General features: G+C 70.4%; 27 protein-coding genes. 11 read left to right on the top strand and 16 right to left on the bottom strand.

Translation table 11 applies throughout. The features are described 5' to 3' along the window. Window positions 1-9: 9 nt before the first annotated feature. From QM517_RS02615 to QM517_RS02605, 3 genes are read left to right on the top strand one after another with little or no spacing between them, the layout of a single operon-like run. Window positions 10-369: a hypothetical protein gene (locus QM517_RS02615; protein WP_283284991.1), complete on the top strand. Its 360-nt coding sequence runs from the start codon at window positions 10-12 to the stop codon at window positions 367-369. Then, window positions 366-2,090, top strand: a complete 1,725-nt coding sequence (locus QM517_RS02610) for a hypothetical protein (protein ID WP_283284990.1) — start codon at window positions 366-368, stop codon at window positions 2,088-2,090. Before QM517_RS02615 ends, QM517_RS02610 begins: the two co-directional genes overlap by 4 nt. A gap of 59 nt (window positions 2,091-2,149) precedes the next feature. Then, window positions 2,150-2,566: a hypothetical protein gene (locus QM517_RS02605; RefSeq protein WP_283284989.1), complete on the top strand. Its 417-nt coding sequence runs from the start codon at window positions 2,150-2,152 to the stop codon at window positions 2,564-2,566. On the opposite strand, the gene QM517_RS02600 is transcribed toward QM517_RS02605, so the two are convergent. Beyond that, complete coding sequence (locus QM517_RS02600; protein ID WP_283284987.1) at window positions 2,563-3,240, bottom strand: alpha/beta hydrolase family protein; 678 nt, start codon at window positions 3,238-3,240, stop codon at window positions 2,563-2,565. The genes QM517_RS02605 and QM517_RS02600 overlap by 4 nt on opposite strands. Then, entirely contained in the window at window positions 3,237-3,980 is a 744-nt protein-coding gene (locus tag QM517_RS02595; RefSeq protein ID WP_283284985.1) for a general stress protein, read from the bottom strand. The genes QM517_RS02600 and QM517_RS02595 overlap by 4 nt, the downstream gene beginning before the upstream one ends. A 71-nt stretch (window positions 3,981-4,051) precedes the next feature. Here QM517_RS02595 and QM517_RS02590 point away from each other — a divergent pair, with 71 nt between their 5' ends. Genes QM517_RS02590 through QM517_RS02580 form a run of 3 tightly spaced genes read left to right on the top strand, consistent with a single transcriptional unit; the run spans window position 4,052 to window position 7,052 of the window. Next, window positions 4,052-5,371, top strand: a complete 1,320-nt coding sequence (locus QM517_RS02590; RefSeq protein WP_077051779.1) for a magnesium transporter MgtE N-terminal domain-containing protein — start codon at window positions 4,052-4,054, stop codon at window positions 5,369-5,371. Beyond that, entirely contained in the window at window positions 5,371-5,904 is a 534-nt protein-coding gene (locus QM517_RS02585) for a DUF1003 domain-containing protein (RefSeq protein WP_283284983.1), read from the top strand. The genes QM517_RS02590 and QM517_RS02585 overlap by 1 nt, the downstream gene beginning before the upstream one ends. Then, window positions 5,901-7,052, top strand: a complete 1,152-nt coding sequence (locus QM517_RS02580; RefSeq protein WP_283284981.1) for an Mrp/NBP35 family ATP-binding protein — start codon at window positions 5,901-5,903, stop codon at window positions 7,050-7,052. The genes QM517_RS02585 and QM517_RS02580 overlap by 4 nt, the downstream gene beginning before the upstream one ends. 3 nt (window positions 7,053-7,055) lie before the next feature. Here QM517_RS02580 and QM517_RS02575 read toward each other — a convergent pair whose 3' ends face one another. Beyond that, window positions 7,056-7,439 carry a Sec-independent protein translocase TatB gene (locus QM517_RS02575; RefSeq protein WP_160897416.1) on the bottom strand — a complete coding sequence of 128 codons (384 nt, stop codon included), beginning with the start codon at window positions 7,437-7,439 and terminating at the stop codon, window positions 7,056-7,058. Window positions 7,440-7,510: 71 nt separating this feature from the next. On the opposite strand from QM517_RS02575, the gene QM517_RS02570 reads away from it, so the two are divergent. Beyond that, window positions 7,511-8,149 (top strand): O-methyltransferase, encoded by a 639-nt coding sequence (locus QM517_RS02570; protein WP_077051783.1) that lies wholly within the window; start codon window positions 7,511-7,513, stop codon window positions 8,147-8,149. A gap of 75 nt (window positions 8,150-8,224) precedes the next feature. Here the strand turns inward: QM517_RS02570 and QM517_RS02565 are convergent, their stop codons facing one another. From QM517_RS02565 to dapE, 3 genes are all read right to left on the bottom strand, one after another. After that, window positions 8,225-8,398 carry a DUF3117 domain-containing protein gene (locus QM517_RS02565; protein ID WP_076490128.1) on the bottom strand — a complete coding sequence of 58 codons (174 nt, stop codon included), beginning with the start codon at window positions 8,396-8,398 and terminating at the stop codon, window positions 8,225-8,227. Window positions 8,399-8,493: 95 nt separating this feature from the next. Beyond that, entirely contained in the window at window positions 8,494-9,717 is a 1,224-nt protein-coding gene (locus QM517_RS02560; protein ID WP_283284974.1) for a hypothetical protein, read from the bottom strand. Continuing rightward, window positions 9,714-10,790, bottom strand: a complete 1,077-nt coding sequence (gene dapE, locus QM517_RS02555) for a succinyl-diaminopimelate desuccinylase (protein ID WP_283284972.1) — start codon at window positions 10,788-10,790, stop codon at window positions 9,714-9,716. The genes QM517_RS02560 and dapE overlap by 4 nt, the downstream gene beginning before the upstream one ends. A 40-nt stretch (window positions 10,791-10,830) precedes the next feature. Between dapE and dapD the strand changes: the two genes are divergently transcribed. Beyond that, the gene (gene dapD / locus QM517_RS02550; protein WP_077051786.1) at window positions 10,831-11,745 is read left to right on the top strand and encodes a 2,3,4,5-tetrahydropyridine-2,6-dicarboxylate N-succinyltransferase; all 915 of its coding nucleotides are present in this window, start codon (window positions 10,831-10,833) and stop codon (window positions 11,743-11,745) included. A gap of 12 nt (window positions 11,746-11,757) precedes the next feature. Here dapD and ddaH read toward each other — a convergent pair whose 3' ends face one another. The 7 genes from ddaH to QM517_RS02515 form a co-directional block, all read right to left on the bottom strand. Further along, window positions 11,758-12,519, bottom strand: a complete 762-nt coding sequence (gene ddaH, locus QM517_RS02545) for a dimethylargininase (protein ID WP_283284971.1) — start codon at window positions 12,517-12,519, stop codon at window positions 11,758-11,760. A gap of 197 nt (window positions 12,520-12,716) precedes the next feature. Further along, on the bottom strand, window positions 12,717-14,042 hold the full coding sequence (locus QM517_RS02540) for a citrate synthase (RefSeq protein ID WP_175627614.1): 1,326 nt from the start codon (window positions 14,040-14,042) through the stop codon (window positions 12,717-12,719). Between the two features lie 172 nt (window positions 14,043-14,214). Beyond that, on the bottom strand, window positions 14,215-15,318 hold the full coding sequence (gene dapC / locus QM517_RS02535; RefSeq protein WP_283284968.1) for a succinyldiaminopimelate transaminase: 1,104 nt from the start codon (window positions 15,316-15,318) through the stop codon (window positions 14,215-14,217). A gap of 3 nt (window positions 15,319-15,321) precedes the next feature. After that, a complete protein-coding gene (fdxA, locus tag QM517_RS02530) occupies window positions 15,322-15,642 on the bottom strand; it encodes a ferredoxin (protein ID WP_022878250.1) in 321 nt (106 codons plus the stop codon). Between the two features lie 51 nt (window positions 15,643-15,693). Continuing rightward, entirely contained in the window at window positions 15,694-16,089 is a 396-nt protein-coding gene (locus tag QM517_RS02525) for a histidinol dehydrogenase (RefSeq protein ID WP_077051789.1), read from the bottom strand. 21 nt (window positions 16,090-16,110) lie between these two features. Beyond that, window positions 16,111-16,425 carry an AzlD domain-containing protein gene (locus tag QM517_RS02520; protein ID WP_283284964.1) on the bottom strand — a complete coding sequence of 105 codons (315 nt, stop codon included), beginning with the start codon at window positions 16,423-16,425 and terminating at the stop codon, window positions 16,111-16,113. After that, the gene (locus tag QM517_RS02515; protein WP_283284961.1) at window positions 16,422-17,141 is read right to left on the bottom strand and encodes an AzlC family ABC transporter permease; all 720 of its coding nucleotides are present in this window, start codon (window positions 17,139-17,141) and stop codon (window positions 16,422-16,424) included. The genes QM517_RS02520 and QM517_RS02515 overlap by 4 nt, the downstream gene beginning before the upstream one ends. Window positions 17,142-17,205: 64 nt before the next feature. Here QM517_RS02515 and QM517_RS02510 point away from each other — a divergent pair, with 64 nt between their 5' ends. Together QM517_RS02510 and QM517_RS02505 are read left to right on the top strand one after the other, a co-directional pair. Next, the gene (locus QM517_RS02510) at window positions 17,206-17,760 is read left to right on the top strand and encodes a helix-turn-helix domain-containing protein (protein WP_283284960.1); all 555 of its coding nucleotides are present in this window, start codon (window positions 17,206-17,208) and stop codon (window positions 17,758-17,760) included. Window positions 17,761-17,918: 158 nt separating this feature from the next. Beyond that, a complete protein-coding gene (locus QM517_RS02505) occupies window positions 17,919-18,272 on the top strand; it encodes a DUF2200 domain-containing protein (protein ID WP_077051793.1) in 354 nt (117 codons plus the stop codon). A 9-nt stretch (window positions 18,273-18,281) separates the two neighbouring features. Here the strand turns inward: QM517_RS02505 and typA are convergent, their stop codons facing one another. Continuing rightward, window positions 18,282-20,195, bottom strand: coding sequence for a translational GTPase TypA (gene typA, locus QM517_RS02500; protein WP_077051794.1), 1,914 nt, complete (start codon window positions 20,193-20,195; stop codon window positions 18,282-18,284). Window positions 20,196-20,353: 158 nt separating this feature from the next. Then, complete coding sequence (locus QM517_RS02495; RefSeq protein WP_283284958.1) at window positions 20,354-22,108, bottom strand: dipeptide ABC transporter ATP-binding protein; 1,755 nt, start codon at window positions 22,106-22,108, stop codon at window positions 20,354-20,356. 62 nt (window positions 22,109-22,170) lie between these two features. Here QM517_RS02495 and QM517_RS02490 point away from each other — a divergent pair, with 62 nt between their 5' ends. Further along, complete coding sequence (locus tag QM517_RS02490; RefSeq protein ID WP_283284956.1) at window positions 22,171-22,773, top strand: PH domain-containing protein; 603 nt, start codon at window positions 22,171-22,173, stop codon at window positions 22,771-22,773. A 20-nt stretch (window positions 22,774-22,793) separates the two neighbouring features. Here the strand turns inward: QM517_RS02490 and QM517_RS02485 are convergent, their stop codons facing one another. Further along, a complete protein-coding gene (locus QM517_RS02485; protein ID WP_283284954.1) occupies window positions 22,794-23,843 on the bottom strand; it encodes an ABC transporter permease in 1,050 nt (349 codons plus the stop codon). Between the last annotated feature and the right edge of the window lie 19 nt (window positions 23,844-23,862).

Below are 23,862 nucleotides of genomic sequence, written 5' to 3'. Positions count from 1 at the left end.
ATCCCGCGCATGTCGTACTCGGTGGATCCCCCGCAGCTGATCGGTCTCGGCGAGCGCATGCGACGCTCGTTCGACGAGCTGGACGAGGCCGCCCGCGGGCTGCGGAGGGCCGCGGATGCCACGGCCCTCGGACTCGTACGCGCACTGCCCGCCCACGGCGCCCTCGTCGAGCTGACCGCCGGGCGCATCGATCTGGCGCACCGCATCGTCGCGCGCGGCCGAGCCGTGCTCTCGGCCCTCCAGACCGTCGTGCTCGCCTACCTCATCGCGGATGAGGAGATGGCCGCGACGGCCGAGGTCGCAGCATCCCGCGCCGCCGCCGTGACGAATCCGTTCGACCCGATCGTGTTCGGACGGAGACGTCTGTGAGCATCGCGATCGCGCTCCCCGATCCTCCGGCGGAGCCGGAACGCCTGCGCGAGAACGCGGCTCGTCTGCGCACGACGTCGGAGCGGTACGAACTCCTGGTCACGCAGGCGCTCTTCGCCTGGAGCCTCCTCCCCGAGGCCTACCGCGCCCCGGAAGCCGACCTCCTGCACGCCTCGCTCGCCACGACGCGTCCGGCAGCCGCGGAGATCAGCGACGGTCTCATCGCCGCATGTCGTGCGCTGGAGCGGTTCGCGGACGAGATCGACGACCTCGCGCGCCGTCGCACCCTGCTCGCCGACCGACGGGATGCCGGTCCCCCGGCGGATCTCTGGGACGAGAGCGTCGACGGACCGGCCGCGGTGCTGAACGATCGCCGCCGAGATGAGTGGGCGAGCGGCCTCGCTCGCGAAGCCGCGGATCTCGACGAGGCGTACGACGACGCAAGCCGACGCTGCGCGTCCGCCCTGCGGGCGATACCGGACGTCGCCTGGACATCGCTCGCGGCATGGAGTGGTCCCGCGGCGTCGGGGCCCGTGGGCTCCTTCTCCGACGCGGCGGGCCTCGCTCTGCTCGAACGGCTGTCCGCGGAACGCGATCCCGCACGAGTGCTCGCCGAGCACCCCGAATGGGCGGGCATCATCCGCGGCACCGATCCCGCCGCGGTCGCCGAGTGGTGGTCCCGCCTCGATCGACGGACCGCCGACGCTCTCGCGACGACAGCGCCCTCGCTGGTCGGCAACCTCGACGGACTGCCGATCGCCGACCGCGTCGTGGTCAACCGTGGTCGCGCGAGCGCGTATCTGCGCGAGTTGCGCACGCGACGACAGGCTCTCGAGTCGCGACGGGCCCCGCGCTCCCGACCTAACGCGCTCGAGGTCCTGGATCGCCGGGCGGAACGCGCACGCCTCGACCGCGAGATCGCTTACTTCGATGCCGTCACGAACGGGACGAAGCAGTTGTACGCGTGGGATCCGGAGCACGGCTCCTTGATCGAGATGGCGGGCGACCCGTCCACGGCGAGAGCCGCCCTCTTCGTCGTTCCCGGGACGAACTCGAAAGCGGACGCGTTCATGTCCGATCGCCCCGTCACGGATTTCGCAGACTGGCAGGTGGGGTCCGGCGGCGGCTCGGTGGTCGCCTTCACCGTCCTCACCGGACCGATGCCGCAACTCGCCGACCTCCTCACGGCCGGTCCGGAGTGGAATCGATTCGCGGAGGCGCGCGGTGAAGAGTACGCGCGCTTCATCCAGGGCGTGGATGCCGCCCACCCCGACCTGTGGACGATGAGCTACGAGCACTCCTACGGCGGCGGGGTGGGTAGCGAGGCCGAGAAGCACGGCGGGACAGTGGACGCGCGTTTCCTCGCCGCGAGCGTCGGTGCCATCGGGCCGTACGAGCCTCATCCCGGCACCCAGTACTTCGCCACCCAAGCGCTCGACGACATCAACCGGTACTACGCGGGCGTCGGGCTGGGGCCCCTCGGGTTCACCGTCGCACCGGAGACGATCCCGGGTGTGCACATCGTCGACTCCGGCCTGCCCGGACCCGACGTCGGGCTGCTCGCCCAATACGCGTACACGCAGAACCCGGGCGCGTTCGTCGGCATCGTGCAGGACAGCGTGGAGCACCACACGGCGCTGATGAGCAGCGACGTCGACACCAACGGTCCCGTGATGGACGCAGTACGTTCCATCCTCGAAGAGAAGGGAAGAGCCCAATGAAGCCGACTCGAATGCTGGCTGCTCTTGGGGCAATCGTCCTCGTCTTGGCAGGATGCAGCGTGCCTGATCTGCCGCCATACAGCCAGGTGAGAGCCGAAACGCTAGAGGTTCTTCAGCAGGTCGCCGACCTGGTTCCAGATCCCAAGGAGATATCGAAGACCGCTGAATTCAAGCCCTATCCGTGCGACGACGACCTCGCTCTTGGAAATCAGCCAGGCGAGTTCTACACCGGGCAGTGGAAGGTCTTCGTCAGCGAAGACTTCGATGTGGAGGCATTCGTCCTGGGCATGCCGTCGGTGCTAGGAGAAGGATGGACCGAGGCGGCGCTCGGCCTGCCTCTCAGTTTCGCTCAGACCCGCCTCGTTCGGGAGTCGCCGCAGGTGACCATAACGGTCGAAGAATCGCTCCCCGGTGACCGGAAGGCCGTCGAGTTGCTCGCGATCTCGCGCTGTGGCGTGCCGGAGCCGACGAACTAGCTCTCCACCACCCCCGCCACGAACTCCCCCACGACCCCGGCCAGCCCGGCGCCGATCTCCTCGGCGGGCCGACGCGCGCCCTTGACCTCGAACGAGTGGTTGGCCCCCTCGACCCACTGCACGCGCGAGTCGAGGCACGTTGCGACGACGGCGTCGAACTGCTCGCGGGGTGCGATGAAAGGATCGTTCTGCCCCTCGACGAACAACTGCGGCACGGTGATCGCGGGGAGGTGATCGGCGCGAGGCTTGTCGGGACGCCCCGGCGGGTGGAGCGGATACCCCAGGTAGACGAGCGCGCGGGGTGACAACGCGCCCTCCGCGGCGGCGACCGAGGCCATCCGTCCGCCGTACGACTTCCCCGCGGCGACGAACGATCCGATCCCCTGCCCGCCGAGCCACGCCTGCACACCCGCCCAGGTGGCGACGGCATGGGCGGCGGGGCCCGGCATCCGTCGACCGGCCTCCACGTAGGGGAACACGAAGCGCAGAACCGAGAAGCCGTCGCCGGCGAGCGCCGACGCGAGGCCCTCGAGGAACGGATGGTCCATTCCCGCACCGGCACCGTGCGCCAGCGCGACCGTCGCCCGAGCGTCGGCGACCTCCGCCCAGAGACCGGAGACCTCCGCCTCACCCGTCGGCAACGCGACGGGGATGCGGACGTCGCGCGCGCTCACCGCTCGTCGCGCGACGCGTCCGGCTCGTCCGACCGGGGCGACGACGCCGGCGCGTCAGGGTGCGTCGGCTCCGGCGTCTCGACAGGCGGGGTGGGCCGCGGGGCGACCCGCTCGCCGTACCGGGGCGGCTCGTCGTCGGCCGGACGCGACGGAACCGGCGGACGCGGGGGAACCGTCGGCGACGACGCGCCCGGGTTCTGCACGCGCTCGCCGTACAGCGGCGGAGCCGCTTCCGCCGTGTCCGGGCGGGCCACGACCGTTCGGGAGGCGCCCACGGGCCCGAGCACACCCCGCGCCTTCGCGACGCTCCCCGCCGCCACGCAGACGTCGTAGTGGTCGGCGGTCACCTGCATGACGGAGGCGAAGTCTCGACGCCTGCGCACGATCGCGTACGTGCCGAGGCTGAGGAGCATGCCGAGCGCCATACCGACCAGCAGCACACCGAGGAACGCGGAGATCTGCACCGTGGGCGTACCCAGCACGAAGATGAACGCGAACAAGAGACCGAGCATCAGACCGTTGAGCGCGCCCGAGCGGGCCGCCGTGGCGTAGCCGAGCCGACCGGTGATGCGCTCGATCGAGCGGAGTCCGCTTCCCACGATCGCGATGTCGCGCGCGGGAACCTCGCCCGCGATGAGCGAGGACACGGCCTTCTGCGCCTTCTCGTACGTCGGGAACGACGCGACTTTTTCGCCGACCTCGTCCCGACCCGCGCCCATCGGTCCCGCGAACATGCTCATTTCCCCATCTTGTCACGCGGCCCTGTGGGCGCGATGGGTGCCCCCGAGGCTTCGCGGACTACGCTGGGACGGTGAGCACGCAAAGGGTTTTCGTCGCCCGCTTGGCGGGCTGCACGGTGTTCGATCCCGCGGGCGACCGCCTCGGGAAGGTGCGTGACGTCGTGGTGATCTACCGCGCGTCGGCCGCGCCGCGCGTCGTGGGCCTCGTCGTCGAGATCCCCGGCCGTCGACATGTCTTCGTGTCGATCGGACGCGTCACCTCCATCCAATCCGGGCAGGTCATCACGACCGGCCTCATCAACGTGCGCCGGTTCCAGCAGCGCGGCGGTGAGGTGCGGGTGATGGCCGAGATGCTCGGACGCCGAGTGCACCTCGTCGACGGCTCCGGCGACGCCGTCATCGAAGACGTCGCGATCGAACGCAACCGCCTGGGCGAGTGGGACGTCGGGCAGCTGTTCCTGCGCCGTCCCCGCACGAGCGCCTCCCCGTTCGCCAAGGGTGCGACCACGTTCGCGGCCTGGAGCGAGGTCCGCGAGCAGCAGACCCCCGGGCAGGCGCAGTCGGCCGAGCAGCTGGTGGCGACGTACTCCGACCTCAAGCCCGCCGACCTCGCGAACACGCTCCTCGATCTCCCCGAGGAACGTCTCATCGAGGTCGCCGAAGAACTCAGCGACGACCGCCTCGCCGACGCCCTCGAGGAGATGCCCGAAGACGAGCAGGTCCACATCCTCGAGCAGCTGGGCGACGAGCGCGCCGCCGACATCCTGGATGCCATGGAGCCCGACGACGCGGCCGACCTCCTGGGTCAGCTTCCCGAGTCGCGTTCGGAGCAGCTCCTCGAACTCATGGAGCCGGAGGAGGCCGACGACGTCCGCGCCCTCCTGCAGTACGGTCCGGACACCGCCGGTGGTCTGATGACGCCCGAGCCCATCGTGCTGTCCGCGGACGCGACCGTGGCCGAGGCGCTCGCGCTCATCCGGCGGCACGAGCTGCACCCTGCGCTCGCGGCATCCGTGTTCATCACGCTCCCCCCGTACGAGACGCCCACGGGCCGTCTGCTCGGGACGGTGCACTTCCAGCGCATGCTGCGCTACCCGCCGCACGAGCGGCTCGGCGCGATCATCGACGACACGCTCGAGCCTGTGCCCGCGGATGCCTCGGCGGCCGAGGTCGCCCGTCTTCTCGCGAGCTACAACCTCGTGTCGCTGCCCGTGGTCGACCAGGCCCACCGCCTCGTCGGCTGCGTGAGCATCGACGACGTGCTCGACTACCTGCTTCCCGACGACTGGCGCACGCACGACAGCGACGATCCGAAACCCAAGACCACGATCAGACCGCTCGCGACCGCGAGCATCCCCCAGATCCCCACGCAGACCCCGAGGAGGCGCTGATGGCACGTGCACAACGACAGACCGCCCTCGACGCCCCACGCGGGCGCACCGGGATGCTGGCGCCGCGGACCCCGCAGCCCTCCCGCGATCGATTCGGGCGGTTCACAGAGTGGGTCGCCCGCGCGATGGGCACGCCGACCTTCCTCCTCTCGCTCACGCTCTTCTGCGTGCTGTGGATGGGCTGGAACTCGCTCGCACCGGACGACTGGCGCTTCGACTCCGCCGACATCGGCTTTACCGCTCTGACCCTCGTGCTCTCGCTGCAAGCGTCGTACGCTGCACCGCTGATCCTGCTCGCGCAGAACCGGCAGGACGACCGCGACCGCGTGCAGATCGAGCAGGACCGCCAGCGTGCCGAGCGCAACCTCGCCGACACCGAGTACCTCGCCCGCGAGATCGTCGCTCTGCGGATGGCGGTGCGGGACCTCACTGACGAGGTGATCACGAAGGAAAGTCTGCGCGCCGAGCTGAAGGCCGCGCTCGAGCGCCTCGAGGACAACGACAGCGTCGAACCGAAGACGGCCACCCCGTGAGTGCGGCGGTCGCCGACCGCGTGCGCACCGCCGTCGCCGCGGTCACCGACCCGGAGCTGCGCCGCCCGCTGGGCGAACTCGACATGGTGCGCGACATCACGGTCGTCGACGGCGTCGCGGAGGTCGGAATCGCCCTGACGATCGTCGGGTGCCCCGCCGCGGATCGGATCGAGAGAGACGTCCGCGACGCCGCGGCATCCGTGGAAGGGGTGTCCCGGGTCGACGTGGCCGTCGGCGTCATGTCGCCCGACGAACGGCGTGCTCTCACCGAGCGTCTCCGGGGCGGTCGCGCGAAGCGCGAGATGCCGTTCGGACCCGACTCGCTCACGCGGGTCATCGCCGTGACCAGCGGCAAGGGCGGCGTGGGCAAGTCGACACTCACCGCCAATCTCGCCGTCGCCCTCGCGGCGCGGGGACTCCGGGTCGGACTCGTGGATGCCGATGTCCACGGCTTCTCCATTCCGGGTCTCCTCGGCCTCGTCGACGCCGACGGGCTGCCTCCGGCGCCGACCCGGCTCGACGACCTGATCCTCCCTCCGGTGGCCTACGGCGTGAAGGTGATCTCGATCGGGATGTTCCTGCGCCGTCCGGGCGAGGAAGCCGCCGGCGCGGTCGCGTGGCGCGGTCCGATGCTCCACCGCACGGTCCAGCAGTTCCTGACGGACGTGTACTTCGGCGATCTCGACGTTCTCCTGATCGACATGCCCCCCGGCACCGGCGACGTCGCGATCTCGGTCGGGCAGCTCCTCCCGCACGCGGACGTGCTGGTCGTGACGACTCCCCAGGCAGCTGCCGCCGACGTCGCGGTGCGCTCCGGTGTCGTGGCGCGCCAGACGGGCCAGAAGCCCATCGGCGTCATCGAGAACATGGCCGCGATGGCCCTGCCCGACGGGACACTGCTCGACCTGTTCGGTTCGGGCGGCGGTGAAGCGGTCGCCCGTGCGCTCTCGAGCGAGGGCGACGACGTGCCGCTGTTGGCATCCGTGCCCCTCAGCCCCGCCCTGCGGACCGGGGGCGACGATGGACGCCCCGTCGTGGTCGGCCGGCCCGAAGACCCCGCATCGATCGCCATCGACGCCGCGGCCGCCGCTCTCGCGGTGCGGCCGCGGGGGCTGTCGGGGCGCCCACTGCCGCTGAATCTCGGCTGAGACTCAGGTGGCTTCGTCGTCGAACGGCGGAGTCTTGCCGGGGACGAAGATCGGCGGGACGGCTGGCTTGTCGGATGCCGCCTGGGTCGCCAGCGCCGCAGCCCCGGCCGCGCGCATCGTCGCCGTCGGGGTGTCCTCGAGAAGCGCCTCGCGGATGATGCGCCGGGGGTCGTACTGCCGCGGGTCGAGCTTGCGCCAGTCGACGTCGTCGAAGTCGGGGCCCATCTCGTCGCGCATGCGCGTCTTCGCACCCTGCATCGCCTCGCGCGCCCGCTTGCTCAGTCGCGCGAGAGACTCGGCGTACTTGGGCAACCGCTCGGGTCCGATGATGAGCGCGGCGATCACACCGATCAGCAGAAGCTTCTCGATGGTGAGCCCGAAGAACATGAGTTCAGATTACCCGCCGCGCCTCGGGCGTCCGCACCACTCACCCGTCTAGCCTGGGCGGGGAGGTCCACGTGAGCGGTTACGAGGCGAACGAGCGGTTCGTGCAGGAGTCGACGGTCGAACCGGAGCACATCGCACGCGCACGCGCGCATGCGCTCGAGCTCGGTGCGGCACCGATCAGCCCGGCCGTCGGCGCGCAGATCGCCGTGCTCGCCGCGGCGTCCCGTGCCCTCAACATCGTCGAGGTCGGTACCGGCGGCGGTGTGTCGGGCCTGTGGCTGCTCCACGGCTCGCCCCGGGCGACCCTCACCACCATCGACAGCGAGCCCGAACACCTGGGCGCCGCGCGCGCCGCGTTCGCCGAAGCCCGTGTTCCCGCGGCTCGGGCCCGGTTCATCACCGGTCGCGCCGCCGACGTCCTGCCGCGGATGAACGAGGCGTCCTACGACATCGTGCTCATCGACGCGGATGCCGAGGGCGTCATCGAGTACGTCGAGCATGGTCTGCGGCTGGTCCGTGCGGGGGGCACGGTGCTCGTTCCGCGCGTCCTCGCCGGGGGCGGGGTCGCCGACCCCGTGCGCCGCGATGCCGTCACGACCGCCTACCGCTCGCTGATCCAGGAGGTGCAGACCTCACCCGCCGTGTTCGGTGCGCTCTCGACCACCGGCGAGGGTCTCCTCCAGCTGACGACGGTCTCTCCCCTCACCTGACCACCGCCGCGGGCTCACCCGGGCGAGAACGACGAAGGCCGGTCCCCGCGGGGACCGGCCTTCGTTCATGATGCGTCAGGCTGCGCCGACGACTCCTCCGAGCACGTCGTACAGTTCCTTCGCCTCAGCGTCGTTGACAGACACCACCAGGCGTCCGCCGCCTTCGAGCGGGACGCGCACGATGATGAGCCGGCCCTCCTTCACGGCCTCCATCGGTCCGTCACCGGTACGCGGCTTCATGGCTGCCATCGCGGCCCCCTTTTCGTCGTTGGTCTACGGACTAGTTTAGTCGGTCCCCGGAGTACCCCGAGTTGCCGCGCCTCCCCGCGTCGCGTCACACGCGGTCACGGGATCTGCCAGTACGTGTTCCCGAGCCCGTACGTGTTGTAAATCCACCACCACTGGCCCAGGAGGGCGGCCGCCAGCACGGCTATCCGCCAGGTGCGCGAGGGGGGAACCGCCAGCGCTCCCCACAGCGGCGAGATCGGGAGGAGCAGGCGGAAGATGCTCGACTGCGGGAAGAACACGAGCAGCAGATAGATGAGGTAGCTCGCCGACCAGAGACGCAGCTCGACGCCGAGACGCTTCACCTGGGGGGCGAACAACAGCGCCGCAGCGGTTCCGAGCACCAGGAGCACGAGCGCCACGTAGCCGGTGACGGGGCCGAGCCCCCACTGCGTGAACCAGAACCCCGCGGCCTGGATCCACCCGTCGACGGGGATGAAGCTCCCGGTGCTGTCGCCGATCCAATTGCGCCGCCACGCGAGTTCGGTGGCCAGGTATGCACCGGAGTCGCCCGTCACCAGTCCCGCGATGACCTGCCACGCGAACCCGACCACCACCGCAACGGCAGCGACCCCGACGAGGTGAGCGACATCGCGCAGCGGCAGCGGCTCCACGCGCCGCCGCACGAACCGGTGCACGCCGTACAACCCGAGGAAGAGCGCCAAGGCCAGGATGCCGGGGCGTGTGAACCCCATCACGGGCACGAGGACGTACAGCCACCCCCACCGACGTCGCTGCACGCACCGGAGGGCGAGGAAGAGCAGAAGGAGGAACAGCGACTCGGCGTACCCGACCTGGAACATCGCCGCGAGCGGTCCGCAGGCGAAGAACGTCACCGCCCACATCGCGGCCGAGTCGCCGATGCGGTCGCGCAACAGCCCGTGGAGCACGACGCTCGCCCCGAAGCCCGACAGCAGCGAGATGACGACGGCGCCCGCGGCCCACGAGCCGAGGAGCGTCCCGAGCCCCGCGGCGAGATACGGGAACACCGGGAGGAAGGCCCACGCGTTCTCGGCCACTCCCCCCTGCGGGGTCAGCGGGAGCTGCGACGGATACCCGTTGACGGCCGCGTACCAGTACCACTGGGCGTCCCAGCCGAGCGCCAGTTCGCCCAGCGACGGCGACACACCGTAGCGGGACCCCGGCCCCGACAGCGCCGCGGCGACGAGGAAGAAGCCGGTCGTGACGAGGCGGGCCACGACGTAGACGACCGCGATACGCGCCACCGCGGGCCAGCCCTGCCAGGACCGTGCCCGCGGGGATGCCGCGGTCGCCGTGCTCACGACCCGGTCAGCCAGGACCGGAGCCCGCGTTCGACGGACTCGATCTGCGCGAGCGGCACGCGCTCCTGGTCGTGGTGCGCGAGGTGCGGGTCACCGGGACCGTAGTTGACGGCCGGGATGCCGAGTGCCGAGAACCGCGCGACGTCGGTCCAGCCGTACTTGGGCTGCGGGGTGGCGCCGACCGCGGCCACGAATTCGCGGGCCAGGGCCGCGTCGAGTCCCGGACGCGCCCCCACGGCGACATCGACGATCTCGACGTCGAAGCCCGTGAACACGTCGCGCACGACGCGCTCGGCGGCGGCCGCATCACGACTGGGCGCGAAACGATAGTTCACTTCGACCTCGCACGCGTCGGGGATGACGTTGCCGGCCACACCGCCCGTGATCCGAACGGCGTTCAGACCCTCGCGGTAGACGAGCCCCTCGACCTCGATCTCGCGGGCCCGATACTCGGCCAGCCGGGCGAGGACCGGCGCCGCCTTGTGGATGGCATTCTCGCCGATCCAGGAGCGGGCGCTGTGGGCACGGACGCCCGTCGTTCGAACGAGGGCCCGCAGGGTGCCGTTGCAGCCGCCCTCGACCTCGCCGTTGCTCGGCTCCCCCAGGATCGCGAAGTCGCCGACGAAGAGATCGGGGTGGTTGCGCGCGAGCCGCCCGAGCCCGTTCAGCGCGGAATCGACCTCCTCGTGGTCGTACCACATCCACGTGATGTCGACCGGAGGTTCGGTGAGCTCGACGGCGAGCTTCAGCTGAACCGCCACGCCGGCTTTCATGTCGACGGTGCCTCGTCCCCACAGGAACGCCTCGCCGTCGATCTCGACGTCGCGCGTGGGCAGGTTGTCGTTGATCGGCACGGTGTCGATGTGCCCCGCGATGACCACGCGCCGCGAGCGCCCGAGGGACGTGCGCGCGACGATCGTGTCGCCGTCGCGGATCACCTCCAGGTGGGAGTAGCCCGACACGGCCGCCTCGATGGCATCCGCCAGGGGGGTCTCGTCGTCCGAGACGCTGGGGATGTCGCAGATCGCTCGCGTGATCGCGACGGAAGATGCGGTCAGATCGAGCGTGGGCATGCGTCCGATCCTACCCAGGGCGCCCCGCTAGCCTGTCGGAGTGACGAACGAACGACTGATCACCGGTACCGGCCTCTCGACCATCTCCGCCGACGGGACGGTGCTGGACGCCTGGTTCCCCGCACCCGCGCTCGGCACCACCGATGCCGGCGCCGACCACGACCTCTCGGCGCTCGCCGGGCCCGATGACCGACGCGCCGTCCGGGTCGAGGTCGTGACGGTGACGATCGATGCGGATGCCGCTCCCGCCTCGACCGTCGACGCCTATCTCCGGCTCCAGGCGCTGTCGCACCGCCTCGTCCGTCCGAACGAGATCTCACTCGACGGCATCTTCGCGCACCTCCCCAACGTCGCGTGGACCAACGCCGGGCCCATCCACCCCGACGACGCGACGCGACTGCGTCCGACGCTGCTCCGCCACGGCATCCAGGTGCAGGGACTCGACAAGTTCCCGCGTCTTCTCGACTACGTCACGCCGGTCGGCGTCCGTATCGCGGACGCCTCGCGGGTGCGCCTCGGCGCGTACCTCTCCCCCGGCACGACCGTGATGCACGAAGGGTTCGTCAACTTCAACGCCGGCACGCTCGGCGCCTCGATGATCGAGGGGCGCGTGTCGCAGGGTGTGGTCATCGGCGACGGGACCGACATCGGCGGTGGCGCCTCGATCATGGGCACGCTGTCCGGCGGCGGCACCCACCGCGTCTCGATCGGGGCCCGCACGCTCCTCGGGGCGAACGCGGGCATCGGCATCTCGCTCGGTGACGACTGCGTCGTGGAGGCGGGCCTGTACGTGACCGCGGGGACGAAGGTGCGCGTCGGCGACGAGACGGTGAAGGCCGGCGAGCTGTCGGGGCGCGACGGCATCCTGTTCCGTCGCAATTCCCTCACCGGCGCGGTGGAAGCCTCCGCGCGCGCGGGCGTCGGCGTCACGCTGAACGCGGCGCTGCACGCCTGAGTCGGCGCGGCGTCAGTCGCGCAGGCGCACCGAGAGGCACGTGACGCACCCCTCGAGCTTCTCGAACTCGCTCACGTCTACCGTGACGACCTCGAGACCGCGCCGCCGGTGGGCGGCGGCGGTCTCGGGGGCGTCGGACGACATCAGCACCGTGGCCTCGTCGAGCACCACGACCGCGGTGCCGTGCTCTTCGGGGACGGGCGCGAAGACCGGGAAAGCCGCGGGGTCGTCGACGAGCGGCGCGTAACCGACCACCGTTCCGTCGGGGAGCGCCGTCACGCCCGACTTCAGATGCAGGACCTTGGTGACGGGCACGGCGACGACGTCCCACTCGCGGGGAGAGAGCAGCGCTCGGAGCTGGGCGATCCCCTCGGCGTTCGTCCGCGAGGAGGCTCCGACGTACACCGTCCGGCGGATCTTGAGCACGTCGCCGCCGTCGAGCGTCCCTGGCGCCACGATCTCGGCGACCTCGAGTCCGGATGCCGCGACCGCCGCAGCCACCGTGGGCGCCTCGCCGCGGCGCGATTCCGCTCCGGCACGGCAGAGCACGGCGAGGTCGCCGAATACCACGACGGCATCCTCGACGAACACGCCGTCGGGCTGCGCGTCCGCCGCCTCGATCTCGATCACGTCCCACCCGCGGCTCCGGAAGATGTCGACGTAGCCGCGCCACTGGGCGAGCGCCACGTCCGCGTCGACCGGAACCCGGTCGAGATGCGTGAGCTCACCCTCCGCGAGCAGGGGCGAGGGGCGACGGACGAGCAGACGCGGCACGCACCGAACCTAGCGCGCCGACGCCGAGTCTCGGCATCCACCCCTCCGGCCGGGCGGCCGTGAGTCAGCGATCCGCGCAGGCTCAGCCGCATCGACCCGGATCGGGCTGACACAGCGCGAATCACTGAGCGAGCGCAGTCGGCGCGCACAGCGAAACGCCCCGCCCCTCGCGAGAGGGACGGGGCGTCGGCTTCGGATCAGACGCCGGGGTAGTCGCGCTGTGCGGCGCCCGTGTACAGCTGCTGCGGGCGGCCGATCTTGGTCTGCGGGTCGGTGATCGCTTCGCGCCACTGCGCGAGCCAGCCGGGAAGGCGGCCGATCGCGAAGAGCACCGTGAACATCCGGGTCGGGAAACCCATCGCCTTGTAGATGACGCCGGTGTAGAAGTCGACGTTCGGGTAGAGGCGACGCTCCTTGAAGTAGTCGTCCTCGAGAGCGATCTGCTCGAGCTCCTTCGCGAGATCCAGCAGCGGGTCGCTCACGCCGAGTGCCTCGAGGACCTCGTCGGCGGCACCCTTCACGAGCTTCGCGCGGGGGTCGTAGTTCTTGTAGACGCGGTGCCCGAAGCCCATGAGCTTCACGCCGTCTTCCTTGTTCTTGACGCGCTCGACGAAACGCTCGACGCTCTCCCCCGAGTCGCGGATGCGTCCGAGCATCTGCAGGACGGCCTCGTTGGCGCCGCCGTGGAGCGGACCGGACAGGGCCTGGATGCCGGCCGAGATCGACGCGAACTGGTTCGCGCCGGTCGAGCCCACAAGACGCACCGTCGAGGTCGACGCGTTCTGCTCGTGGTCGGCGTGGAGCATGAGAAGCAGGTCGAGCGCCTTCGTCATGACCGGGTTGACCTCGTAGATCTCGCTCAGCACGCCGAAGTTCAGCTTGAGGAAGTTGTCGACGAAGCTCAGCGAGTTGTCGGGGTACAGGAACGCCTGGCCGATGCTCTTCTTGTGCGCGTAGGCCGCGATCACGGGGAGCTTCGCGAGCATGCGGACGGTGTTCAGCTCGACGTGCTCGGGGTTGTGCGGATCGGACTCGGACTCGTAGTACGTCGAGAGTGCCGCCGTGGCCGCCGACAGCACCGACATGGGGTGCGCGGTCGGCGGCAGCGAGGAGAAGAAGCGCTTGAGGTCTTCGTGCAGCAGCGTGTGACGACGGATGCGCTCGTCGAACGCGGCCAGCTCGGAGGCGGACGGGAGTTCGCCGTAGATCAGGAGCCAGGCGACCTCGAGGTAGGTGCTGTGCTGGGCGAGCTGCTCGATCGGGTATCCGCGGTAACGCAGGATGCCCTGGTCGCCGTCGATGAACGTGATGTCCGACTTGGTCGACGCCGTGTTGACGAAGCCGTAGTCGAGCGTGGTGTGACCGGTCTGCTTCGTCAGCGACGCGATGTCGATGCTCGGAACCCCGTCGGTGCCCCGCAGAACCGGGAATTCGGCGGTGGTGCCCCCCACCGTGAGGGTGGCCTTGTCGTGCTCGATACCCGCGTCGCTCACCGCGCCTCCTTGCGATTTCTGGTCGCCCATGTGGTCAGGACCGTGGTCCTCGGCCGGGATCCATCTGCGCGGTTCCCGACACGGCGCTCGGCGGAGGGTGACCCGCTCGGAGTGCCCCTACAGCCTATCGGGGCCGACGACGTACAGATGACACCGCCAAAGGATGCCCCCTTCCGATGGAGGGATCCCACTGTTCGGCGGCTCAGGGAGTGAGACGCTCCGCCGCTGCCGCGATCCGCTCGTCGGTCGCGGTGAGCGAGAAGCGGACGTGCTGGGGGAAATGGGTGCCGTAGAAGTGTCCCGGACCGACCAGGATGCCGAGATCGGCGAGCCGCCCGACGCTCTCCCACGCGTCGCGACCCTCCGTCGCCCAGAGGTAGAGGCCACCCTCGCTGCGGTCGACGCGGAACCCGGCGGCCTCGACCGCGGGCTTCAGGACGGCGCGCCGTCGGGCGTAGCGCTCGCGCTGCTCGGCGACGTGCGCGTCGTCGCCGAGGGCGACCGTCATCGCCCGCTGCACGGGGGCGGGGGGCATGAGACCGAGGTGCTTTCGACCGGTCAGGAGGCCCGCCACGATCTCGGGATCGCCGGCGAGGAACGCGGCGCGATATCCCGCGAGGTTCGACTGCTTGCTCAGCGAGTAGACCGACAGCACGCCGGTGAGATCGTCACCGACGACCGCCGGGTCGAGAACGCTCGGCACGCCCGCGGTGTCCCACGGCGCATCCCAGCCCAGTTCGGCGTAGCACTCGTCGGACGCGATCACCGCACCCAGCGCGCGCGCCCGGGTCACGGCATCCGTCAGCTCTTGCGTGGACAGCACGCGGCCGTCGGGATTCCCCGGCGAGTTGATCCAGACGAGGCGCGTGTTCGCGGGCCACTCGGCCGGATCGTCGGATGCCACGGCCTCCGCGCCGACGAGACGGGCGCCGACTTCGTAGGTCGGGTAGGCCGCCCGAGGGTGCACGACGGCGTCGCCGGGACCGAGGCCGAGCAGCAGCGGCAGGAGGGCGACCAGCTCTTTCGAGCCGACCGTGGGCAGCACATGCGCGGGAGTCAGGCCGGGGACGCCGCGGCGGCGGGCATACCAGTCGACGATCGCCTCGCGCAGCGCGGGCGTCCCCATCGTCTGGGGGTACGCGTGCGCGTCGGTCGCCGCGGCCAGGGCCTCGGCCACGACCGCGGGAGTCGGGTCGACGGGCGAACCGATCGACAGGTCGACGATCCCGGCGGGGTGCCGTCGGGCGCGCTCGGCGTACGGCGCGACCGCGTCCCAGGGGTAGTCGGCGAGGTCCGCGACACCCACGGGTCAGTGACTCTGCGGAGGGAGCGCCGAGATCACCGGGTGATCCTTGGCGATGACACCGACCTTGGCGGCACCGCCGGGCGAGCCGATGTCGTCGAAGAACTCGACGTTGGCCTTGTAGTAGTCGGACCACTCCTCGGGGAGGTCGTCCTCGTAGTAGATGGCCTCGACGGGGCAGACGGGCTCGCACGCACCGCAGTCGACGCATTCGTCGGGGTGGATGTAGAGCGACCGCTCACCCTCGTAGATGCAGTCGACGGGGCATTCGTCGATGCACGCGCGATCCTTGACATCGACACACGGGAGGGCGATCACGTAAGTCACCCGCTCAGTCTACGCGTGACGGCGACGGGGACCGGGCCCCGCGCCGGTGTCCTATGATCCGTCGGCGGGCTGCACGCGCAGCGTCGACACGTTCGGCCAGAAGGCCACCAGGGCGAGGAGGATCGGCCCGACGAACGTCCAGGCGATCGCGATCCACTCGGTGTCGGGGGTCGCGGCGGCCACGATCGCCGAGCCGCCGGGGCCGACCTGCGAGAACAGGTAGGTGGCGCCGATGATCCCGAGTCCCCCGGCGATCGCGTTGACGCGGTCCTGCGTCAGGGTGCGGAGAGCGATGAGGAGACCGGCGCACCCGATGGTTCCGAGGATGAGTCCCAGCGGGACGACCCCGACACGGAAGGCGTGACCGACGGTGGCCGCGGTGCCGTAGAAGGCGCCGACGAGGAAGGCGACGACCCACCCGATGACGCGAACGATCCCTGAACCCACAGGGTCAGTCTAGGCGCGGGTTCATATGGCCCAGCCGAGCGCCCGCAGGAGCGCGGCGGTCACGGCCGCGGCGGCCACGACCACGAGGAACGGCGCCCGCAGCCACAGCAGGCCGGCCGCCACCACGACCGCGGGCAAACGCGCGTCGATCACGATCGCGGAGCCTGCGCCCAGGGCCTGCACGACGACCAGCGCCGAGAGCAGGGCCACCGTCAACAGATCGGCGATGCGGGCGGGGCGCGGCGCATCGAGCCACGCCTGCGGGAGCAGATACCCGATCGCCTTCAGCCCGAGACAGAGGACGGATGCCGCGAGGACGGCGGTCCAGAGGGTCATGGCATCCCCTTCTCTTCGTCCGCGGCCGACGACGCGGGGCGCGGGTCGAACCATCCCAGCGCGACGGCGACGCCCGCCGCGGCGATGACGGGGATGCCGGGCATCACCCACGGCGTCAGCAGTGCGGCGACGACCGCCGCCCCGACCGCGACCGCGAGCGGCTGGCGTCCGCGCAGACGCGGCCACAGCAGGGCGAGGAAAGCGGCGGCGGCCGCGGCATCCAATCCCCACGCCCGCGGGTCGCCCAGGACGTCTCCGAGGAGCGCGCCGGCGAGCGTCGTCGCGTTCCACCCGAGCCAGATCGCGACGCCCGTGACCCAGAACCCGGTGCGTCGCGCCGCGAGCGTCGGTTGCGCGAGAGACACGGCCACCGACTCGTCGATCGTGAACGGCGTCGCGAGGGCACGTCGCCCGAGACCCGGGCCGATGACGGGCGACATCCGCATCGCGTAGGCGGCGTTGCGCACGCCCAGAAGCCCCGCGGACGCGATCGCCGCGGGAGCCGCGGCGAGTCCCCCGGCGGCGACGACTCCGACGAAGGCGAACTGCGAGCCGCCGGTGAACATCAGCAGGCTCAGCACGCACGTCTGCCAGACATCGAGCCCGGATGCCACGGACAGCGCCCCGAACGAGATGCCGTACGCGCTGGTCGCGAGAGCGACGGCGAGCCCCTGCCGCGTGGCGGCGGGGAGCGGTGTTCGGTCTGATGAACGCATGATCGGATTCTCGAACGAGACGCGTCGTTCGTCAAGTCGAACGAACGGAGAGCATAATGAACGCATGAGCGACCTCGGTGACCGTATCGCGGCGACCCTGCGACGCGAGCGGGAGCGGCGCGACCTGAGCGTCTCCGAGCTGGCGCGCCGTGCCGGCGTGGCCAAGGCGACCGTGTCGCAGCTCGAGAACGGCGGAGGCAACCCCAGCGTCGAGACACTGTGGGCTCTGGCCACGGCTCTCGAGGTGCCCTTCGCGGTGCTGGTCGACGAGGGCGTGCGCTCCCCCACGCTGATCCGCGCGGGGGACGCCCCGTCCGCCGCGGTCCCGGCGTCGGCTGCCGACTACCTCGCCGTGCTGCTGTCCGCCAGTCCCCCGCACGCACGACGCGACATCTACCTGCTGCGCGCCGAACCCGGGAAGCCCCGCCTGTCCGACCCGCACCAGCGCGGCACGGTCGAGCATGTCGTTCTGGTGAGTGGGAACGGACGCGTCGGCCCCCTGGATGCGCCGTACGAGCTGCACCCGGGCGACTACCTGTCGTACGCGGGAGATGCACCGCACGTCTTCGAAGCGCTGGTCCCCGGGACGAGCGCGGTACTGGTGTCCGAGTCGCGCTGACCCGCGCCGCGGTAAGGCATCGAGTGTCCAAGACACGCGGACTGCGCCCGCGAGCATCCGCGTGTCTTGGACACCGAAGCGCCGGGAGGCCGCAGCACCGGCGTGACGGATCGTCGCACCTGTCGCTCCCGGAGACGGACAGGGGTAGCGTTCCGCGCATGCACCGCATCTTCGACACACCCGTCGCGGGCGTCTACCCGCTCTACCTCGCGAAGGTCGAGCGCAAGGGGCGCACGCGCGATGAACTGGATGCCGTCATCCGGTGGCTCACCGGGTTCGACGACGCGGAGCTGTCGCGCCACATCGCGGCATCCACGTCGTTCCGGGAGTTCTTCGAGGCCGCACGACTGAACCCGCTCGCGGCGAACGTGACGGGCGTCGTGTGCGGCATCCGCGTGGAACAGATCGAAGACCCGCTGATGTACCGCATCCGCCTTCTCGACAAGCTCGTCGACGAGCTGGCGAAAGGGCGACCCCTCGCGAAAGTGCTTCGCGAGGGGTCGACCGTCTGACAAGGAGACTCAGGCGTTGGCGTCCTGACGCTTGGCGCGCGAAGCGGCACGGCCGCGCTCGGTCGCGTCGAGCACGACCTTGCGGATGCGGACCTTCTCGGGCGTGACCTCGACGCACTCGTCGTCGCGGGCGAACTCGAGCGACTCCTCCAGCGTGAGAACACGCGGGGGCGTCATCGACTCGAAGGAGTCCGACGTCGACGAACGCATGTTCGTCAGCTTCTTCTCCTTGGTGATGTTGACGTCCATGTCGTCGGCGCGCGAGTTCTCGCCGATGACCATGCCCTCGTAGACCTCTTCGGTCGGCTGCACGAAGAAGCTCATGCGCTCCTGCAGGGCGATCATGGCGAACGGGGTCACCACGCCCATGCGGTCGGCGACGATCGAGCCGTTCTGGCGGGTCGTGATCGAGCCCGCCCAGTCGTCGTAGCCGTGCGAGATGGCGTTGGCGATGCCGGTGCCGCGCGTGATCGTGAGGAACTCGCTGCGGAAGCCGATCAGGCCGCGGGAGGGGACGACGAACTCCATGCGCACCCAGCCGGTGCCGTGGTTGGTCATGTTGTCCATGCGGCCCTTGCGCGCGGCCATGAGCTGCGTGATCGCGCCGAGGTGCTCCTCGGGTGCGTCGATCGTCAGGTGCTCGTACGGCTCCTTGAGCTTGCCGTCCTCGCCGCGCTTGGTGACGACCTGGGGCTTTCCGACCGTGAGCTCGAAGCCCTCGCGACGCATGTTCTCGACGAGGATCGCCAGCGCGAGCTCGCCGCGGCCCTGGACCTCCCAGGCATCCGGGCGTCCGATGTCGACGACCTTGAGCGAGACGTTACCGATGAGCTCGCGGTCGAGGCGGTCCTTGACCATGCGGGCGGTGAGCTTGTGGCCCTTGACCTTGCCCATGAGGGGCGAGGTGTTCGTGCCGATGGTCATCGAGATGGCGGGGTCGTCGACCGTGATGGCCGGCAGCGGCCGGACGTCCTCCGGGTCGGCGATCGTCTCGCCGATCGTGATGTCGGGGAAACCCGCGATCGCGACGATGTCGCCGGGGCCGGCGTCGTCGGCGGGGTAGCGCTCGAGAGCGCGGGTCTTGAGCAGCTCGGTGATGCGGGCGTTGCTCGTCGTGCCGTCCGAGCGCACCCAGGCGACCGTCTGACCCTTCTTCAGCGTGCCGTTGAAGACGCGCAGCAGGGCGAGGCGGCCGAGGAACGGGCTCGAGTCGAGGTTGGTCACCCAGGCCTGCAGCGGCGCCTCGTCGTCGTACGAAGGAGCGGGCACGTGCTCGAGGATCGCGCCGAAGAGCGGCTCGAGATCCTCGTTGTCGGGGAGTGCGCCGTTGTCGGGACGGTTCAGGGATGCCGCGCCGGCACGACCCGAGGCGTAGACCACCGGCACGTCGAGCAGCGCGTCGACGTCGAGGTCGGGCACGTCGTCGACGAGGTCGGACGCGAGGCCCAGCAGCAGGTCGTGGGCCTCCTCCTCGACCTCGGCGATGCGCGCGTCCGGACGGTCGGTCTTGTTGACCAGCAGGATGACGGGGAGCTTCGCCTCGAGCGCCTTGCGCAGCACGAAGCGCGTCTGGGGCAGCGGACCCTCCGACGCGTCGACGAGCAGCACGACACCGTCGACCATGGACAGACCGCGCTCGACCTCGCCGCCGAAGTCGGCGTGACCCGGGGTGTCGATGACGTTGATCGTCACGGGAACCTCGGTGTGGATGCCGTTGTACGTGATCGCCGTGTTCTTGGCGAGGATCGTGATGCCCTTTTCACGCTCGAGGTCGTTGGAGTCCATCGCGCGCTCTTCGACGTGCGCGTGGTCGCCGAACGAGCCGGTCTGGCGGAGCATGGCGTCGACGAGCGTCGTCTTGCCGTGGTCGACGTGCGCGACGATCGCGACGTTACGGAGGTCAGGACGAAGGGCGTGCGCCATGGAGGGTCTCCAGGAAAATTCGGGGTGGCGCCCGGAATCGGGCCATCCCAGTCTACCGGGCGCCCGCCGGGGAACCGGCAGGCGACGCTCAGGAACCGTCCGGGGACGCGAAAGGGGCGGCATCCCCTCGGGATCGCCGCCCCTCTCCCGACCGGCGGTCAGGACGCCGGGGTGTTCTTCAGCAGCTCGTGGCGCAGTTCGCGACGGGCCGCCTGCACCTCGACGTCGGGGACGGGGATGGCCGCGATGAGACGCTGCGTGTAGGGCTCCTTCGGAGCGCGCAGGATCTGGTCACGGGTCCCCTGCTCCGCGATCTTGCCGCGGTTGAGGACCACGATGCGGTCGGCCATGGCATCCACCACCGCGAGGTCGTGGCTGATGAACAGGCACGCGAACCGGTGCTCCTGCTGGAGCTCGCTGAGAAGCTCGAGCACGCGGGCCTGCACCGAGACGTCCAGGGCGCTCGTCGGCTCGTCGGCGACGAGAAGGCGCGGCTGGAGCGACAGGGCGCGGGCGATGCCGACACGCTGCTTCTGCCCGCCCGAGAGCTCGTGCGGGTAGCGGTTGCGGTAGCTGCGCGGCAGTCGCACCTCGTCGAGGAGCTTCTCGACGCGCGCGTCGAGGGCGGCCCCCTTCGCCTCGCCGGCGAGGAACAGCGGCTCGCCGATGGACTCGCCGATCGGCAGGCGCGGGTTCAGCGACGACGACGGGTCCTGGAACACGATGCCCACGCGACGGCGCAGCGACTTGATGAGCTTGCGCGAGCCGCTGGAGATGTCGACGCCGTCGACGATGAGACGCCCGTCGGCGATCGGCTGGAGTCCGATGGCCGCGCGACCGATGGTCGACTTGCCCGAACCGGACTCGCCCACCAGGCCCACGATCTCGCCCTCGGCGATGCCGAGCGTGACATCGTCGACAGCGCGGAAGGCGGCGACCCGGCCCTTCTTGCCGTACTCGATCGACACGTTCTCGAGCGTGAGCACGGGGTGCGCGATCTCCGGCGCCTCGGCGGCCAGACGGATCGTCTCCGTGCGCGCGGGGCCGCTCGCGACGGCCGCGGCCAGCGACTCCACGACGTCGACGGTCGCCTCACCCTCGAGCGTCTCCCCCAGCCGGGGCACGGACGCCAGCAGCTCCTTGGTGTAGTCGTCCTGCGGGTCGCCGAGCACCCGAACGGCGGGCCCCTGCTCTACGACCTCGCCCGACTTCATCACGACGATCCAGTCGGCGAGATCGGCCACGACACCCATGTCGTGCGTGATCAGCAGGACCGCCGAGTCGAGGCGGTCGCGGAGGTCGCGGATGAGGTCGAGGATCTCGGCCTGCACCGTCACGTCCAGAGCCGTCGTCGGCTCGTCGGCGATGAGGAGCGCGGGCTCGAGGCTGATGGATTGCGCGATCATCGCGCGCTGACGCTGGCCGCCCGACAGCTGGTGCGGGTAGGACGCGAACGCCTTCGCGGGATCGGGGAGCCCCACCATGTCGAGGAGCTCCATCGCGCGGACCTTCGCCTCGGAGGGCGCCATGGTCGTGTGCGCGCGCAGCGCCTCGATGATCTGCGACCCGACCGTCAGCACCGGGTTCAGCGCCGTCATCGGCTCCTGGAAGATCGCGGCGACCTCGGGACCGCGCAACTGCCGCATCTGGTTCGTGCTGAGCGTCGTGACCTCGCGGCCATTGACCTTGATGCTTCCGCGCACACGACTGTTGCGCGGCAGGAGATCGAGCACCGCCATGGAGCTCACGCTCTTGCCCGAGCCGGACTCGCCGACGACGGCGACGACCTGGCCGCGGGCGATGGAGTAGGTGAGGTTCTTCGCCGCGGGGACCCAGACGTCGTCCACCGCGAAGTCGACGCTGACGTCGGTCATCTCGAGCGCGGGAACGCCCGTCTTCTCGGTCGTGCTCATGAGGCTGTCCTCTCCGTCCCGCGTAGCGGGAGTGAGTGATCGGGGAATGAAAGAATCAGGGGATGCCACGCCAGACGTTCCGTTCGACGTTCACCCGCATCCTGTGCGGCATCCTGTGGGTGCTGATCGCCGTGGTCGCGATCGGCCTGCTGGCCGTTCACGCGGCGGCCGTCTCGCCCGCGCTCGTGATCGTCGGCGCCCTCGGCTGCGCGGCGCTGGTCTACGGCATCCTGTGGTCGCCCTCGATCACCGTCGACGACGACGGTGTCCGGGTCGACAACATCGCGCTCGCGTACGACGTGCCCTGGGCCGCGCTGATCCACGTCGACACGCGCTACGCGCTCCAGCTGCACACTCCGGGCCGCCGCATCGGTGTGACCGCCGCACCCGCGCCGGGAGCCACCGGCTCCCTGCGCGCCGCGCGGGCGCACCGCCGGAGCGAGGGCACGACGGCTCCCGGAACACGTCCGGGCGAACTGCCCACGACCGACTCCGGCCGCGCCGCCGCGCTCGTCCGCGACCGCTGGTACGCCCTGCGCGACGCCGGCCGTGTCGAGGCCGGCATCGCCGAGACGGTGCCCGTAGGTGTCCGCCCGCGGGTCGACAACCTGCTTCTGCTGGCCGCGGGTGCGGTCGGCGTCGTGCTGGCGATCGTCCTGGGCTGACATCGCGAGGATGCCGCGCGTCATGACGACGGCGTCTCCGGGTGCACGCGCGCCTCGGTGCTGGCCGGCGCCGTGCTCGACGACGCGGGCTGCTCCTTGGTGCGCCGCAGCGAGAAGCGCTTCTGCCGCGGGTCGAACGCGTCGCGCAGGCCGTCGCCGACGAAGTTCACCAGTACGGCGAGCACGACGATGAACACGGCCGGCCACCAGAACAGCCACGGGCGCGTCTGGAACGCGGACTGGTTGTCGGAGATGATCAGACCGAGCGACACGTCCGGCGGTCGCACACCGAGCTGCAGGTAGCTCAGCGCGGTCTCGAGGAGGATCGCGGAGGCGGCCAGCAGCGTCGCCGCCACGATCACCACGCCGATGGCGTTGGGCAGGATGTGCTTGAAGATGATGCGGGCGTCGCTCGCGCCGGCCACGCGGGCGGCTTCCACGAACTCGCGCTCGCGCAGCGACAGGAACTCGGCGCGCACGAGGCGGGCGATCGTCGTCCACGAGACCATCGCGAGGAAGAACGCCAGCGGAATCACACCGAGGCCACCGGTCGCACGACCGACGACGGCGCCGATCACGATGATCGGGATGACGATGAAGACATCGGTGATGCGCATCAGAACCGAATCGATCCACCCGCGGTAGTAGCCCGCGAGGGCGCCGATGACGGTGCCGACGGCCGTGCCCACGACGCTGATGATGATCATCACCAGGATCGAGTTCTGGATGCCGCGCATCGTCATCGCGAAGTAGTCGATGCCGATGCGGTCCTGACCGAACGGGTGCTCGCCGAACGAGAAGGGCCACAGCGTGAGGGTCGGCGCTCCCCCGTCGTTCTGCGGGTTGAGCGAGGTGTAGTCGTGCTTCCACCACCCGGGGATGGGCCCCAGGCCGATCGCCGAGATCGAGAAGAGCGCGAGGAGGACGAACAGGATGCCGGAGACGACGGCGACCTTGTTCGACAGGAACCGACGCAGGATGAGTCGTCCCTGGCTGACGCCGACGGTGTGGCGCTCGTCGGACGGCGGCGGAGCGTCGACGTTGGCCGGCTCGGGGAGCATCTGGGTCATCGGAGGACCTCCGGGATTC

The sequence above is a fragment of the Microbacterium sp. IEGM 1404 genome (assembly GCF_030056775.1).
Taxonomy (GTDB): Bacteria; Actinomycetota; Actinomycetes; order Actinomycetales; family Microbacteriaceae; genus Microbacterium.
The sequence above is the reverse complement of the archived record's forward strand: the minus strand, read 5'-3'. Positions and strand labels throughout refer to the sequence as shown.